The organism is Chromohalobacter moromii (assembly GCF_023091865.1).
GTDB lineage: Bacteria > Pseudomonadota > Gammaproteobacteria > Pseudomonadales > Halomonadaceae > Chromohalobacter > Chromohalobacter moromii.
On record NZ_JAHXDI010000004.1, the window covers coordinates 368682 to 382835 of the forward strand.

The 14154-nt window shown below is 61.7% G+C and carries 12 protein-coding genes; 9 read left to right on the forward strand and 3 right to left on the reverse strand.

The window, feature by feature from the left end; translation table 11 throughout:
• The first annotated feature begins 66 nt into the window (after nt 1-66).
• The 9 genes from KZO83_RS14700 (at nt 67) to KZO83_RS14740 (ending at nt 10314) form a co-directional block, all read left to right on the forward strand.
• Nucleotides 67-1770, forward strand: coding sequence for a methyl-accepting chemotaxis protein (locus KZO83_RS14700; protein ID WP_247621298.1), 1704 nt, complete (start codon nt 67-69; stop codon nt 1768-1770).
• Nucleotides 1771-1857: 87 nt separating this feature from the next.
• Nucleotides 1858-2247 (forward strand): chemotaxis response regulator CheY, encoded by a 390-nt coding sequence (cheY, locus tag KZO83_RS14705; RefSeq protein ID WP_246976929.1) that lies wholly within the window; start codon nt 1858-1860, stop codon nt 2245-2247.
• Nucleotides 2248-2269: 22 nt separating this feature from the next.
• Nucleotides 2270-2959: a protein phosphatase CheZ gene (gene cheZ / locus KZO83_RS14710; RefSeq protein ID WP_247621299.1), complete on the forward strand. Its 690-nt coding sequence runs from the start codon at nt 2270-2272 to the stop codon at nt 2957-2959.
• Between the two features lie 198 nt (nt 2960-3157).
• Nucleotides 3158-4327, forward strand: coding sequence for a flagellar biosynthesis protein FlhB (flhB, locus tag KZO83_RS14715; protein ID WP_247621300.1), 1170 nt, complete (start codon nt 3158-3160; stop codon nt 4325-4327).
• Nucleotides 4324-6408, forward strand: coding sequence for a flagellar biosynthesis protein FlhA (flhA, locus tag KZO83_RS14720; protein WP_040241439.1), 2085 nt, complete (start codon nt 4324-4326; stop codon nt 6406-6408). The genes flhB and flhA overlap by 4 nt, the downstream gene beginning before the upstream one ends.
• A complete protein-coding gene (gene flhF / locus KZO83_RS14725) occupies nt 6405-8606 on the forward strand; it encodes a flagellar biosynthesis GTPase FlhF (protein ID WP_247621301.1) in 2202 nt (733 codons plus the stop codon). Before flhA ends, flhF begins: the two co-directional genes overlap by 4 nt.
• A 7-nt stretch (nt 8607-8613) precedes the next feature.
• A complete protein-coding gene (locus KZO83_RS14730; RefSeq protein ID WP_247621302.1) occupies nt 8614-9051 on the forward strand; it encodes a hypothetical protein in 438 nt (145 codons plus the stop codon).
• Between the two features lie 53 nt (nt 9052-9104).
• A complete protein-coding gene (locus tag KZO83_RS14735; RefSeq protein WP_075369689.1) occupies nt 9105-9479 on the forward strand; it encodes a flagellar protein FlhE in 375 nt (124 codons plus the stop codon).
• Nucleotides 9480-9615: 136 nt separating this feature from the next.
• Complete coding sequence (locus tag KZO83_RS14740) at nt 9616-10314, forward strand: RNA polymerase sigma factor FliA (protein ID WP_247621303.1); 699 nt, start codon at nt 9616-9618, stop codon at nt 10312-10314.
• Between the two features lie 98 nt (nt 10315-10412).
• Here KZO83_RS14740 and KZO83_RS14745 read toward each other — a convergent pair whose 3' ends face one another.
• Genes KZO83_RS14745 through KZO83_RS14755 form a run of 3 tightly spaced genes read right to left on the reverse strand, consistent with a single transcriptional unit; the run spans nt 10413 to nt 14030 of the window.
• Nucleotides 10413-11063: a PqiC family protein gene (locus KZO83_RS14745; RefSeq protein WP_083632939.1), complete on the reverse strand. Its 651-nt coding sequence runs from the start codon at nt 11061-11063 to the stop codon at nt 10413-10415.
• On the reverse strand, nt 11060-12703 hold the full coding sequence (pqiB, locus tag KZO83_RS14750; RefSeq protein WP_246922163.1) for an intermembrane transport protein PqiB: 1644 nt from the start codon (nt 12701-12703) through the stop codon (nt 11060-11062). The genes KZO83_RS14745 and pqiB overlap by 4 nt, the downstream gene beginning before the upstream one ends.
• A complete protein-coding gene (locus KZO83_RS14755) occupies nt 12696-14030 on the reverse strand; it encodes a paraquat-inducible protein A (RefSeq protein WP_247621304.1) in 1335 nt (444 codons plus the stop codon). Before KZO83_RS14755 ends, pqiB begins: the two co-directional genes overlap by 8 nt.
• Nucleotides 14031-14154 lie beyond the last annotated feature (124 nt).

Here is a 14154-nt window from a genome sequence, read left to right on the forward strand (position 1 = left end):
TCGGGCGAATTCGAAGAACAAAAACGACTCATCATCTCAATCTATGCCAGGGAACCAGGAGACGACATGGGGAAAATACTCAATGACCTTTCGGTCAGGGCTAGTCTGACAATTGCGCTGACGATCATGGTCGTGATGATTGCGATCATCAGCGCATTGGGCTTCTATTCCAACCAAAAAAGCGCCGAGGCGATGGATACCATCGGCACCATCGGTTTCGAGCAGACGAATACCGTTAACCGGGCCACCTTGAACCTGGTGCGTGCGCGCAGCCTGCTGGCTAGCTATCGCAACGCCGTGGAAGACGGCGATAGCGATCGGGCGGCAAGTTTACAGGGACGAGTCGAGGATGCCCTGGATAGCGCCCAAACCCGTTTCACCGAGTTTTCACAAGTTTCCAAGACCGATACCGGGGAGCAATATGCCGCACGTATTGGCGAGGCCTATGCGGCATTCCGCGATGAAGTCGACCGTCAGATGAACGAAGGTGAGGACGCTGTGCGTGCCGAGGACGATCAGCGCATCAACCCGCTGATGGACGACCTCGACAATAGCGTGCGCGAGTTCATCCAATACGCCGAAACACGTGTCGACGACGCCATCGTGGCCGATGCCGATAACAGCCAGCTGATGGAAATTTTGTCCATCGTACTGCTGGTGCTTGCCGTGATCGTGGCCGTGCTGGTTCGCATGGTGCTGGTCAAGTCCGTGGTCAAGCCACTGGATGAAGCGGTCGAACATTGCGAACACATCGCCAAGGGCGATCTCTCCCATCGCATCGCCGAGCGCGGCAAGAACGAGATCGGGCGCCTGTTCGCCGCCATGCGCGACATGCAAAACGGTCTGGTGGGGACGGTCACGTCCGTGCGTGACGCCAGCGGGTCGATTCATGGCGGAGCTCGCGAGATCGCCTCCGGTAATGCCGACCTGTCGTCGCGCACCGAACAGCAAGCTGCCTCACTCGAAGAAACGGCTTCCAGCATGGAAGAGCTGACTTCTACCGTACGTCAGAACGCCGACAATGCGCGTCAGGCGAGTTCCCTGGCCAGCGATGCCTCGACCACTGCGGGGCGTGGCGGCGATGTCATGCAGGAGGTCTCCACGACCATGCAGGGCATCACCGAAAGCTCCAAGCAGATCTCCGACATCATCGGCATGATCGACTCCATCGCTTTCCAGACCAACATTCTGGCATTGAATGCCTCGGTCGAGGCGGCACGTGCCGGTGAACAGGGGCGTGGCTTCGCGGTGGTCGCCAGTGAAGTGCGTAACTTGGCCAGCCGCAGTGCCGAGGCGGCCAAAGAAATCAAGGGGCTGATTCACACCTCGACCACGCAGATCGAGCAGGGCTCCGAGCTGGTGGGCAACGCCGAAACCACTATGCGCGATGTCGTCCAGGCGGTGAAGCGCGTCAGCGATATCATGGACGAGATCTCCGCAGCCTCGCAGGAACAGAGCGATGGCATCGAGCAGGTCAGTCAAGCCGTGACGCAAATGGACCAGGTGACACAGCAGAACGCCTCTCTCGTCCAGGAAGCGTCGAGCGCGTCTGCGTCGCTGGAAGAGCAGGCGCAGCGATTGGAAGACGTGGTGTCGACGTTCCGTCTGCCGGGTGGTCGCACGCACCAGTTGCCGCGTACGAGCGCACCGGCCAGCAAGTCCGCCGGATCGTCCGCTACGGCGTCGACCTCTGCGCCGGGGGCCTCTCAGCGTGTGCCGGCCAAGCGCGCGCCGGCCGCCCACGAAGAGGACGAGTGGGAAGAATTCTAAGCATGCCGCACGCCGGGTGGTGCCTTGGGGCGTCGCCCGGGCGGGTTTGTCAGTCAATGGGTCAGCTTTTAGTGAATCGGAGGATGTATGGCAGACAAGAATATGAGCATTTTGGTCGTGGATGATTTCCCGACCATGCGGCGCATCGTGCGCAGTTTGCTCAAGGAACTGGGCTTCAATAATGTCGATGAAGCTGAAGACGGCCAGGAGGCGCTCAATAAGCTACGTACCGGTGGCTTCGAGTTCGTGGTCTCTGACTGGAACATGCCCAACCTCGATGGTCTCGCGATGCTCAAGGAGATCCGCCAGGATGATGCGCTGTCGGAACTGCCAGTATTGATGGTGACGGCGGAGGCCAAGAAGGAAAATATCATCGCCGCTGCACAGGCCGGGGCGAATGGGTATGTCGTGAAGCCGTTCACCGCTGCGACGCTGGAAGAGAAGCTGGACAAGATTTTCGAGAAACTGGGCAAGTAAGTTCGCACGAGGAGGGCAGGCCATGAGCGGTGAAACGCAGCCGGAGAACAGTGCGGATGGCATCCCCGCTGACGATCTGATCCACAAGATTGGCAAGATGACGCGTATGCTTCATGAAAGCATGCGCGAGCTGGGGCTGGATAAGGAGATCGAAAAGGCGGCCGAAGCGATTCCCGACGCGCGGGATCGTCTTAGTTATGTCGCGGACATGACCGAGCAAGCGGCGGAGCGTTCTCTGAACGCGATCGATCAGGCACAGCCGTTGCAGGAGCGTATGGAGTCGGGGGCCGAGAAACTCGATCAACGCTGGGAAGAATGGTTCGCCGCGCCTGTCGAGCTGGACGATGCCAAGGAGTTGGTGAAGGATACGCGTGACTTCCTGCGCGATGTGCCGACTCAGACCAAGGCAACCAATGCGCAGTTGCTCGAAATCATGATGGCCCAAGACTTCCAGGATCTGACCGGTCAGGTCATCAAGAAAATGATGGATGTCATTCGTGAGATCGAGCAGCAGCTAGTGCAGGTGCTGATCGATACCGCTCCTGAGAGCCATGACAAGGAAGAGCTGCAGCAACTTGCCGACGAGCGTTCGCGTAAATCTCAGAAGGGCGATGAGGCGTTGCTCAACGGGCCGCAGATCAAGCCCGAAGGTACCGATGTTGTCAATAACCAGGACCAGGTCGACGACCTCCTCGATAGCCTGGGTTTCTGATCCCTCCCTGCGCTGCCGGTGCCCGCCGGCAGCGTTTCAGTCTCGCGTCCCCTGAATAGCAAGGCTAAGTAGCCGCTATTCCAGTGATCGGCTGTCCTGCGTTCCCGAGAAAATAGCCCGCATTCGATGAATGCGGTTGTTCGGCGCCTGGGTTTTGCCTTGGCGAAGGGCTTCTAGCGCCACGACGTCAGAGGGCCCATGGCCGAGGGTAGCGACAGCGACGAGGAAAAGACCGAAGACCCGACGCCTCGCCGACTCGATAAGGCTAAGGAGGACGGTGAGGTTGCGCGCTCGCGCGAGCTGACCACTTTCATGCTGTTGGCGGCGGGGGTGATGACGCTATGGTCGCTGGGCGGCCACCTCTACGAGAGTTTAGGGGGAGTCATGGAGCAGTCGTTCATCTTCTCGCGTGGTGAGGCGTTCGATACCGCCGTGCTGATGTCGCATGTCTGGGCGTTGGGCAAAAACATGTTGATGTCCTTGTTGCCGCTGTTCCTCATCGTATCGGTCGTCGCGTTGGTAGCACCGGTCATGCTGGGTGGCTGGCTGATGACGGCGAAGTCGCTGCAGCCACAAGTGTCCAAGCTCAATCCCCTGAAGGGATTGAAGCGCATGTTTTCATCGCAAGCGGTCGCGGAATTGGGCAAAGCCGTTGCCAAGTCGACGCTGGTGGGCGGTGTCGCCGTGAGCTTTCTATGGTGGCATCGCGGCGATCTGCTAGGTCTGATGAGCTTGCCGTTGAGCGAGGCCTTGGCGCGAGGTATGAACCTCGCTGCGCTGTGCCTGGCTTTCTGCGTAGCGACACTCATCGTCGTCGTGTTGATCGATGTGCCTTTCCAGTTATGGAGCTTTACCAAGAAGCTGCGCATGACCAAGGACGAGATCAAGAAAGAGCACAAGGAAACCGAAGGCGACCCTCAGGTGAAGGCCCGCATGCGCGCTCAGCAGCAGTCCATGGCTCGGCGGCGGATGATGGCCAAGGTGCCGGATGCGGATGTCATCGTCACCAATCCCACGCATTATGCCGTGGCGCTGATGTACGAGGGGACTCAGATGGAGGCGCCGCGCGTCGTGGCCAAAGGCTCGGATATGGTGGCCACGCGCATTCGCGAGTTTGGCGAAGCGCATGGCGTGCCCTTGCTGGAGGCGCCGCCGTTAGCGCGTGCTCTGCATCAGCATGTGGACATCGATCAAGAAGTCCCCGCGAATCTGTATACCGCCGTGGCGGAGGTGCTGGCTTGGGCCTACCGCTTGAAACGTGTGCGCGAGGAAGGGGGTGACTGGCCACAAACGCCATATGACCTGCCCGTGCCCGATGAGTTAGACCCGTCTCGGCAAAACGTTGCCGACGCCAAGGACACACCATGAATGCGTTGAGTCAGTTATGGGGCCGTCGTGAGTGGCTGAACGACACCCGCTTGAAGGTGCTGGCCGGTCCCTTGCTGATCATCATGATCCTGAGCATGATGATCCTGCCATTGCCGGCTTTCGTGCTGGACCTTCTTTTTACGTTCAATATCACCCTGGCCGTCATGGTGCTGCTGGTGAGCATGTTCACGCAGAAGCCGCTCGATTTCGCGGCCTTCCCGGCGGTGCTGTTGTTTTCGACCCTATTGCGGTTGTCGTTGAACGTCGCTTCTACGCGCGTGGTCTTGATGGAGGGGCACGAAGGCGGCGATGCGGCCGGTAAGGTGATCGAGGCCTTCGGCGCCTTTCTCATCGGGGGTAACTTCGCCGTCGGTTTGGTCGTGTTCATGATCCTGGTGGTGATCAACTTCATGGTCATCACTAAAGGGGCGGGGCGTATCGCCGAGGTAGGCGCGCGCTTTACGTTGGATGCCATGCCCGGCAAGCAAATGGCGATCGACGCCGACCTCAATGCCGGCTTGATCGGTGAGGACGAAGCGCGGGCGCGGCGTCAGGAAACCTCTCAGGAAGCCGATTTCTACGGTTCCATGGACGGGGCCAGCAAGTTCGTGCGCGGTGATGCCATCGCCGGCATCATCATCATGATGATCAATTTGATCGGCGGTCTGGCGATCGGCATGGCGCAACATAGCCTGAGCTTTTCCGAAGCTGCCCATACCTATACCTTGCTGACCATCGGCGACGGGCTGGTGGCACAGATTCCGGCGCTGGTGATCTCGACTGCGGCGGGTGTCACCGTCTCGCGCGTCAACACCGATCAGGATGTCGGTCAGCAACTGATCAGCCAGCTCTTCAACAACCCGCAGGTCCTGATGCTGGCCGCAGGCGTCATGGGGCTGCTGGGTCTCGTGCCGGGGATGCCCAACCTGGTCTTCTTGCTGTTTACCGCGTTGCTCGGAGGGTTGGCGTGGTGGATGTGGCGTCGCAACCAGCAACAAGTCACCGAAGAGGCCTCTCCCCAGACACCGCCTCCTCAGCCCGAAGTGCCGGAGGCGAGCTGGGACGATGTGCAGCTCGTCGATACCCTGGGCCTCGAAGTCGGCCACCGTTTGATACCGCTCGTCGACCATCGCCAGAAGGGCGAGTTGCTGGGGCGTATCAAGAGCGTGCGCAAGAAATTCGCCCAGGATGTCGGCTTTTTGCCACCGGTGGTACACATCCGCGACAATCTCGAATTGGGGCCTTCGACCTATATCATCACGCTCAAGGGCGTCGAAGTGGGCCGCGCCGATGCGCATCCGGGACAATGGCTGGCCATCGACCCGGGGCAGGTATCGGGCAAGGTGGAAGGTACGCCGACCCAGGATCCCGCCTTCGGGCTGCCCGCCGTATGGATCGACGCCGCGCAGCGGGAACGCGCCCAGGTCTACGGCTATACCGTAGTCGACGCGAGTACGGTGGTGGCCACGCATCTCAACCACCTGTTGCATCGCCACGCCAATGACATGCTGGGGCGCCAGGAAGTACAGCAATTGCTCGACAAGATCGCCGCCGAGAACAAGTCGCTGGTCGAAGACGTGGTGCCCAAGCTGCTGACCCTGACCGCGATGCAGCGCATCCTACAGAACCTGCTCGCTGAGGAAGTCTCGATTCGCGATATGCGTACCATCCTCGATACGCTGGCCGAGCATGCGCCACAGCAAGCCGATCCCCATGAGTTGACCGCCATGGTGCGTGTGGCGCTGGGACGCTCGATTACCCAGCAGTGGTTCCCAGGGGACCAGGAGATGCATGTCATCGGCTTGGAAGCCAATCTCGAACAAGTTCTCACTCAGGCACTGAGCAATGGCGGTGGCCTGGAGCCTGGACTGGCCGACACCCTCATGGAGCAGTCGATGGCCGCCGTGGAGCGTCAGGAAGCGCGTGGCGAGCCGACGGTGCTGGTCGTCCAGCACGGTCTGCGTGCCTTGCTGGCCCGCTTCCTACGCCGCCGCATTACCCATCTAGTGGTGATGTCCAATGCCGAAATCCCCGATGACCGCACCTTGCGTGTCACCGCTACCGTCGGAGCACGTTCATGAGCGTGATGCGGTTTCTCGGTGCCAATAGCCGCGAGGCGATGCGACAGGTACGAGACGCGTTGGGGGATGACGCCCTGATCCTCTCCAACCGGCGCGTGGATGACGGTGTCGAGGTTGTGGCCGTGGCCGAAGAGGCCCAGTCGTCACTGGTCGAGCAGGCAGAGGACGTCGCCGCGCCCGCGCAGGCTAGTGCTCCTTCAGTCGAGACCTCGCCCGCGCCGGGGCAAGATCGCCTGTATGCTGAAATGCAGGCCATGCGCGAATTGTTGATGTCGCATATCGCCGAGACACCACGCCCGCGCAGTGCAAGTCCCGGCGTGCGCGGCGTCTTGCGCCAGCGCTTGATTACTGCCGGCTTCAGCGCCCGTCTGGTACGCGAAATGCTCGAGACGTTGCCCGACGAACTCGCCGATGTCGATGCCGATGACCCGCGTTTACTGGCCTGGAGCCGACGTCAACTCGAGACCCGGCTCGCGGTGCTCGATGACGAGGCGACGATGCTCGATGAGGGCGGTGTGTTCGCCCTGGTGGGGCCGACCGGTGTAGGCAAGACCACGACCACCGCCAAGTTTGCGGCACGTTACGTGATGCGCTTCGGCGGAGACGATGTCGCCCTGGTGACTACCGACGATTATCGTATCGGTGCGCATGAACAGTTGCGCATCTATGCCCGCTTGCTGGGTGTCGATGTGCATGCCGTGCACCATGAAGATGATCTCGAAGACTTGCTATCGCGCCTTGAAGGCAAGCGCATGGTGATCGTCGACACCGTGGGCATGAGTCAGCGCGATCAGCGGGTGACGGGGCAGATCGCGCGCCTCGGCGGTGCGGGGCGTCCGGTGCGCCGTCTCTTGCTGCTGAACGCGGCCAGCCACGGCGATACGCTCGAAGAGGTTGTCGAGACCTATCAGCGAGCCTCGCAGGACGCCGGTGCGCCGCTTTACGGTTGCCTGTTGACCAAGGTCGACGAAGCGCCGCGTCTAGGGGCCGCGCTGGATGTCGTGATGCGCCATCGGCTACGCCTTTATTACGTCTTACATGGCCAGCGCGTGCCCGAAGACATTCGCCTGGCCGAAGCGCCAGCGTTATTGGATGAAGCGCTCGCCGTGGGGCAGGGCTCGCCGTTCACCTTCGATGAAGGCGTACTCACCGAGATGTTGCGGCCCACTGCCTCCGGGCAGGGCCTGCAAGCGCTATCGCGAGATCTCTTGGCACAGCGCGATCAATTGACGCGGGTGATGGAAACGTTGCAACGCGGCGTACCCGGCGTGGCGTGGCTTGATGCCGCGTGGCACCGTCGTGAGTCGCCACGTGCCATACAGCAAGCCTGGCTCGAAGAGCACCTGGCACCGCCGTCGATGATCAAGGCGTGGCATGACGCCGAGGCAACTGGCCTGTTCTGGCCGGGTGGGAAGCCGCGAGGAATGGATTGGGCGGCGCCGATGCTCCCACTGGACGCCAATGGCGATGTCTTGCCGCTGGCCTGGCCTCTCCATCGTTGGCCGCCGTCCGACACGCAGCGCCTGACCCTGGCGCGTCGCCATCTGGGCAGTCATTGGCATGTGTTCGCGCGGGTACCCGATGCCGACGTCAGGAAACAGTTGCGCGAGACGGATAGCCCCTGGCTAGCACGCACACGAGTGCAGCAGCGCGTCTGGCATGCCGGGGAACGTCTGGCGATCGGCGAGCTGGTCGATCTCGCCGAGCCCTGTGGCCAGCATACCTGTCGCCTGCGTGGCCGCGCACGACGCGTGACGCTGTCGCGCTTGCCCGTGGCCTTGGCCGAGACCGACGCGGACAGCCTGCAACTGTGGATTGCGATGAGTCACGACCCCGAGAGCGGGCGTCGGCGGGGCGTCTATCACTGGTTGGGGCATGGGGGCGACGCGCTGGATATCGACATGCGCGCCTTCGTTTATCGCCAGCTCGAACAGGATGATCTATCGCGTTTGATGCGCACGGCGTGGCAACAGTTGGGCGCATCGGCACCTCTGGATTGCGAACTGCGCGTCTATCTTGCAGCGCAATTGGCGGCCTTGGCGCTACGGATGGACTTGAGCGAGGATGGCTGGGCGGTGGATGCGCGCCCGGTGGTGAGGCGTCTTGCCGGTGAGCGCAAGCGACGCAGTCCCGATACCCTGCTGCATGGGTTGTTGCACTTGCTGACGGCGCATGCGGCGCTGTCACAGGCCGCGTGAGGTGACGATGAACGATCAAGCGGCAGGATTGCGCGCCTATGCGAGCCAGCGACGCGACAAAGCGGCGCTGGTGACGATCGGCCATCCGTCGCCTCAGGCGGTGACGGCGATCTGCGAACGCCTTGCGTCACTCAGCGGTCTTGCCTGGGAGACCTTGCCGCTGGCCGTCGGTGATGTGACTGCCACCCAGCGTTCTTCGCCGCATTGGGGCATCTGGGTCGCCTCCGGTGCGGAAGGCTTACAGCGCGCCTATCGCGAACTCAAACAATGGTCGCAGCGCGAACGTCTGCCACGTTTATTGGTGATACGCGATCCGGCCAGCGCGGGCGATATGCCGCTTGGCAACTTGGTGGATACGGCGCGCCGCTTCCTGGCGGTCGAGCTTGTCGTCGACCCCGCCGAGTGGCTGGCGCAGACGCTACCGTCAAGCGAGCGTCGGTCGTGAAGTCTCTTGGCTGCGTCCTGGCTTTGTGGGCGGCGTTAGGCGCCACGCTGAGCATGGCGCCATTCGCGAAAGCCGTCGAGGCCGGCAGTTGGGCGGTGACGTTGCCGCGTGGGCCGCTACTGACGACGCCGGGGCGTGACGAGCGAACGGCGCCCCTGCGTCCGCCTGAGGCTCATACGGTCGGCGATGGCCATATCACGCGGGTGTCCTGGCGTTACGTCACGAAGAGACCGAGCGATGTGCGGGCGTGGCTGTGTCATCCGCGTCGTTGTGTCGAACTGGCGACGCGTCGCGGGGGCACGCGGGCTTTGCAAGGCCTTTCCGCGCAAGGGCCTTTTGTCCTGCGCTTTCGGCGTGCCGCCTCGCGGAACGCGCCGCGCGCGGGTGTACGCATCGAAGACTTGCAACTGATCGTGAATTACCGCTGAGAGAAGGCGGTGTAGACGAATTCGGGAAAAGGCCTATCAAGCGGGGGTTATTCCGGCCTTGGGTATCGGGCCGGAAGCTCGATAATGTCAGCGGGCGTCGCGTCGAGCGTCGACCCGAACATCCGAGGCGATAGAGATGTATACGGCACAGGGCAAAATCGACCAACGCGCACTGCTGGAACAATACATGCCGCTCGTACGGCGTCATGCGCTGGCATTGCAAGTACGCTTACCGGCCAGTGTCGAACTCGATGATTTGATTCAAGCTGGCATGGTGGGATTACTCGACGCGCTGGAACGCTTCGATACCGCCCAAGGGGCGAGTTTTTCCACTTTCGCCAATCAGCGCGTGCGCGGCGCGATGATCGATGAACTGCGCAGTCGCGATTGGATGCCACGCAGCGTGCGGCGCAGCGTACGGGCGTTGGATCAGGCGGTGCACAGGCTCGAGCAGTCGTTAGGGCGTGCCCCGGACGAGCGCGAAATCGCCAGCTCCCTGGACATGAGCGTCGACGAATATCATCAGCTGCTGCTGGATGCCAATAACGGCTATCTGCTGGGCTTCGACGAGGTCGTGTCCGAACTCGGCGAACCCCCGGCGGGGGAGACCGCACCGGCGACCCCGCACGACGCCTTGTTGAAAGGCGATGCGCGGACGCATCTGGTCGAAGCCATCGAGCAATTGCCCGAACGTGAAAAGCTGCTACTAGGGCTGTATTACCAGGAAGAACTCAACCTCAAGGAAATCGGCGCCGTGCTTGGAGTCAGCGAATCGCGGGTATGCCAATTGCATAGCCAGGCCGTGGCACGTCTCAGAGGGCGGCTCGCAGCCTGAGGTTCATCCTTCCTCGTCCACGCTAGTCATGGGTAACGGCCGTAGCATGACCGTCCGTCCGGTTGCGACCATGTGACCTGGCTTCATAAAGCGCCGTGTCAGTTCGTCTCCGCCGCGTCGGCCACCTCCACCAAGGCATCGACCAAACGATCGCCAAGGGTATCCCAAGCCGAGCCCAGCGCCCTTACCAGCGCAGGATAGCCATCGTCCTCCAGCGGGCGCTCGATCTCAAAGGATTCGCGCGACAATGTGCGGTCGTTGTCGTCACGGATACGCCACTGGCCGTCGACCACGGCCATGCCGTCGTCGCGACCCTGGAAACGGTCGACGTCGAGCTGGACATGCAGCGCCGGTGTAGATGCCTCGGAGGATTGACCGCTACGTAGCACGTCGGCGTTGGGCAAGGCCTGGCTGAGATGCTGGCGCATGCGTTCCTGCAGTTGACGATCAAGTGGTTCGGCCCATAGATGGTGGCGTGCCTGATGGATACGAATGTCATCGAGTTGCATGACGATGCCATCATCCTTCAGGTAGCTCGCCATGCGTGGCGGCGCGAGCGAGACACTGCCCTTGAAGTCGCTGGCGACGTCGACGTTTTGCGTTTCACTGGGGAGCGTATAGCGCGACTCGTCGATGCTTTGTCCGGCACAGCCGACCAGCATCGACATGCACAGTCCCAGCCCGGCGGCGGCGAGAAACCGCACCGGGCATGTCGGGCGTCGAGTATGAGTGAAGGTCATCTCGGTCATTGGCGTGGGGCCCTCGGTTGCGGGTCTGGGGCGTCTTCGCTGTCGAAGATCAGTGCGTTGGGCTTCTCGCTAAGCGTGCGCGCCACGGGTTGCAGGTCGCGCATCAGTGACTCGAGACGCGAGAGCGTATCGTTGAGTTCACGGTAACCCTGTGAGTCGGGAGAGAAGCCCTCCAGCGTGTCGCGGGTCTGGCGCAGCGTCTTGTTGAGATTGCCGGGCAGCTCGCGCGTGGCTGGATCGTCGAGCAGTGCATCCACCGAATCGGCGATCTCGTTGACTTGCCGCATCGTGTTCTGCGTGGTCGCCAGCGTCTCATTCAGTGAGTCGAGGACGGGCTCAATCTGCACGTCGTTGAGTTTATCCAGCAGGTTCGAGACCTTATCCTCGATCTGCGCCAGGCTACCGGTGGTCGTCGGGAAGACCTTCTTGCCCTCGAAGGTGAGCGGCTCGTATGGCTCGGGATCGTCATGGAAGTTCAAGTCCACGAACAGTGCTCCGGTCAGCAGGTTGCCGCGTTTGAGCGTTGCCCGTAGGCCGTGCTCGAACATGCCCTGGAGGCGCGCGCGCCATTCATCGGCATCGAAATCTTGCAGGGCGTTGTCGAAGCGCTGCGGCTCGATGCGAATCAGTACGGGAATCGCAAAGCGATCCAGGGCGTTGGGCTGCGGGGCCGCGAAACGCCACGGCACGGTTTCCACGGTACCGACGCGCACGCCGCGATATTCGACCGGGTCGCCGTGGCTAAGCCCACGCACGGTGTCGTCGACCAGTAGCACATAGTCGAGATGACGATCGAAGGTCCCTTCACGGGCGCTTTCTTCGTCGCTAAACAACTGATAGGTCGCCTCCGATTCGGCGGGCTGACCCATCTCCACGTCCTCGGGGACCCCGAAGGTCACGCCGCCGCCGATGAGCGATTCCATCGACTCGATATTGACGCGAAAGCCCTGCGAGTTCAGACGCAGGTCGACTCCCGACGAGACCCAGAAGCGTGTGGTGTCGGTGACCAGCACATCATAAGGCGACTGAATGTAAAGACGGTGGCGCATTTCCTTCTTGTCGGGATCGAACTCGGTGTTTTCCACGCGCCCCACCGTGAAGCCTTGATAGGTGATCGGGTCGCCGGCGCTCAACGAGCTGCCTACCTGGCTGACCAGGTTGATGCGGATTCCCGGGGCGTCGGGGGGCGCGACCGGGGGCTGTTCGAGCACATCGAAGTCGCGTTGGGGCTCCCCGCCGTGACCGGGCAGCAATTGAATGTACGCCCCTGATAGGACGGTCCCCAGGCCGCTGATGCCTTCGCGATCGATGCGTGGCTTGACCACCCAGAAACGCGCATCGTCATTGAGCATGCGTTCGGTGTCGGGTTGCATGCGCGCGGTGATGACAGTGTGTGACATGTCATCGGAGAGCGTCACATCCTCGACCCGGCCGACCTCGACATTGCGTGTCTTGATCAACGTCTTGCCGGCTTCGATGCCTTCGGCGTTTTCCATCTGCAGCGTGATCGTGGGGCCAAGGCCGGAAAGATTGTCGTAAAGCATCCATAAGCCGATGAGGACCGCCACCAACGGTACGATCCAGATCGGCGATAGGCGGCGGCGATATTGGCGTGTCGCACGCTGTGGAGCTTCAGGCATCGTCGGATTCCTTGCGTGATGAAACGGTAGCGATACGTCGCGGCAGACGATCCCGCCATGCGCGTCGAGGGCGCTGGGGGAGGTCGTCCCAGATCATGCGCGGGTCGAAACTGTGGGCCGCCAACATGGTGATGATCACAACGCTGGCGAAGGAGAGCGCGGCAGTTCCGGGTTCGACCGAGATCAACTCGCCCGCACGGATTAGTGCAACCAGGATGGCGACCACGAACACATCGACCATCGACCAGCGACCGATGAACTCGGTGATGCGATAGAGACGCACACGGGTGACATTACTGAACGGCTCGCCGCGATGACGTACTGCGTAGCACAACCAGCCGAGCGCGAGAATCTTGCCGATGGGCACCACCACACTGGCGGTAAAGATGATCACTGCGATGGGAATGTCACCGTGCTGTAGAAACAGCATGACCCCGCCGATGATGGTCGAGAGCGAGGTGTTACCCAACGACGTCGTGCTCATGATCGGGTAAAGGTTCGCCGGGATGTACATCACCACCGCAGCGAGCAGCAAGGCCAGCGTGCGCTGGCGACTGCCGGGTGTTCGCGCGTGCAGCGTTTCCCCGCAGCGTCGACAACGCCCACGGCCCTGCGCATCGAGACGATTGACCAGCCCACAGGTCGCGCATCCGCTCAAGCCTTGCGGTGTCGCGGGCTCACCCGAGCGGGCGCCTTCCGGGGCCAAGGGCTCGCTGGTTAGCGCGAACCACATCCAGTCGGTGTCGATGGACTGGGTGGTGAGTAGCAATAACACGGCGTAGGCGCAAAACGTCCAGAATGAGAGCCCCAGGCTGACATCGGCCATTCCTGCGACCTTGATGAGACTGACCAGCGCGGCGATGACGAAGACATCGGCCATCATCCACGGCGTCAAGTGCTTCAGGGCGCGGGCGATGCCACGTGAATAGGGCAGAATGCGGTGCCCGAGAAGCCCCAATGAGAGCCAGATGACGCTACATAGATAGACCGTGGGTAGGATGATCACTGTCAGCAGCACGCAAATCGCCACCAGTGGTTCGTGGAAGCCGACCAGTGTCGAGGCGGTCTCGGTCAGCTCGATGCGATTAGTGACACCACGGGCCTCGAAACTGATGAAGGGAAAAGCCACCGATAGCGTTAGCATGATCAAGGCGGCCACCGCCAGCGCGATGCTACGCTCGGCAGGCTTGTCGTGACGCGTGGCCAGCGTATGTTCGCAACGCGGGCAGTCGGCCTTTTCTCTCGGCCGCAACGGCGGCAGCGCGACTAGCAAATCGCATTCGTGACAGGCGCGCAGACGTCGCCGTGAGTGGCGCGTCGTCGCCATCGACGTTGCCGCGTCGCATGGCGAGTGATGAGGCGCTTGTGACGAAACGTTATCTGCCAAACTCAGTCTCGCTCATAGGTTTATGGTGCCGAATGATGCATGCACTATAGCAATTCGGCGCGGG

Excerpts from the sequence above, each read along its gene's own strand:
- KZO83_RS14700 (WP_247621298.1), top strand. The coding sequence starts at position 67 with ATGGGGAAAATACTCAATGACCTTTCGGTCAGGGCTAGTCTGACAATT.
- cheY (WP_246976929.1), top strand. The coding sequence starts at position 1,858 with ATGGCAGACAAGAATATGAGCATTTTGGTCGTGGATGATTTCCCGACC.
- cheZ (WP_247621299.1), top strand. The coding sequence starts at position 2,270 with ATGAGCGGTGAAACGCAGCCGGAGAACAGTGCGGATGGCATCCCCGCT.
- flhB (WP_247621300.1), top strand. The coding sequence starts at position 3,158 with ATGGCCGAGGGTAGCGACAGCGACGAGGAAAAGACCGAAGACCCGACG.
- flhA (WP_040241439.1), top strand. The coding sequence starts at position 4,324 with ATGAATGCGTTGAGTCAGTTATGGGGCCGTCGTGAGTGGCTGAACGAC.
- flhF (WP_247621301.1), top strand. The coding sequence starts at position 6,405 with ATGAGCGTGATGCGGTTTCTCGGTGCCAATAGCCGCGAGGCGATGCGA.
- KZO83_RS14730 (WP_247621302.1), top strand. The coding sequence starts at position 8,614 with ATGAACGATCAAGCGGCAGGATTGCGCGCCTATGCGAGCCAGCGACGC.
- KZO83_RS14735 (WP_075369689.1), top strand. The coding sequence starts at position 9,105 with ATGGCGCCATTCGCGAAAGCCGTCGAGGCCGGCAGTTGGGCGGTGACG.
- KZO83_RS14740 (WP_247621303.1), top strand. The coding sequence starts at position 9,616 with ATGTATACGGCACAGGGCAAAATCGACCAACGCGCACTGCTGGAACAA.
- KZO83_RS14745 (WP_083632939.1), bottom strand. The coding sequence starts at position 11,063 with ATGACCGAGATGACCTTCACTCATACTCGACGCCCGACATGCCCGGTG.
- pqiB (WP_246922163.1), bottom strand. The coding sequence starts at position 12,703 with ATGCCTGAAGCTCCACAGCGTGCGACACGCCAATATCGCCGCCGCCTA.
- KZO83_RS14755 (WP_247621304.1), bottom strand. The coding sequence starts at position 14,030 with ATGGCGACGACGCGCCACTCACGGCGACGTCTGCGCGCCTGTCACGAA.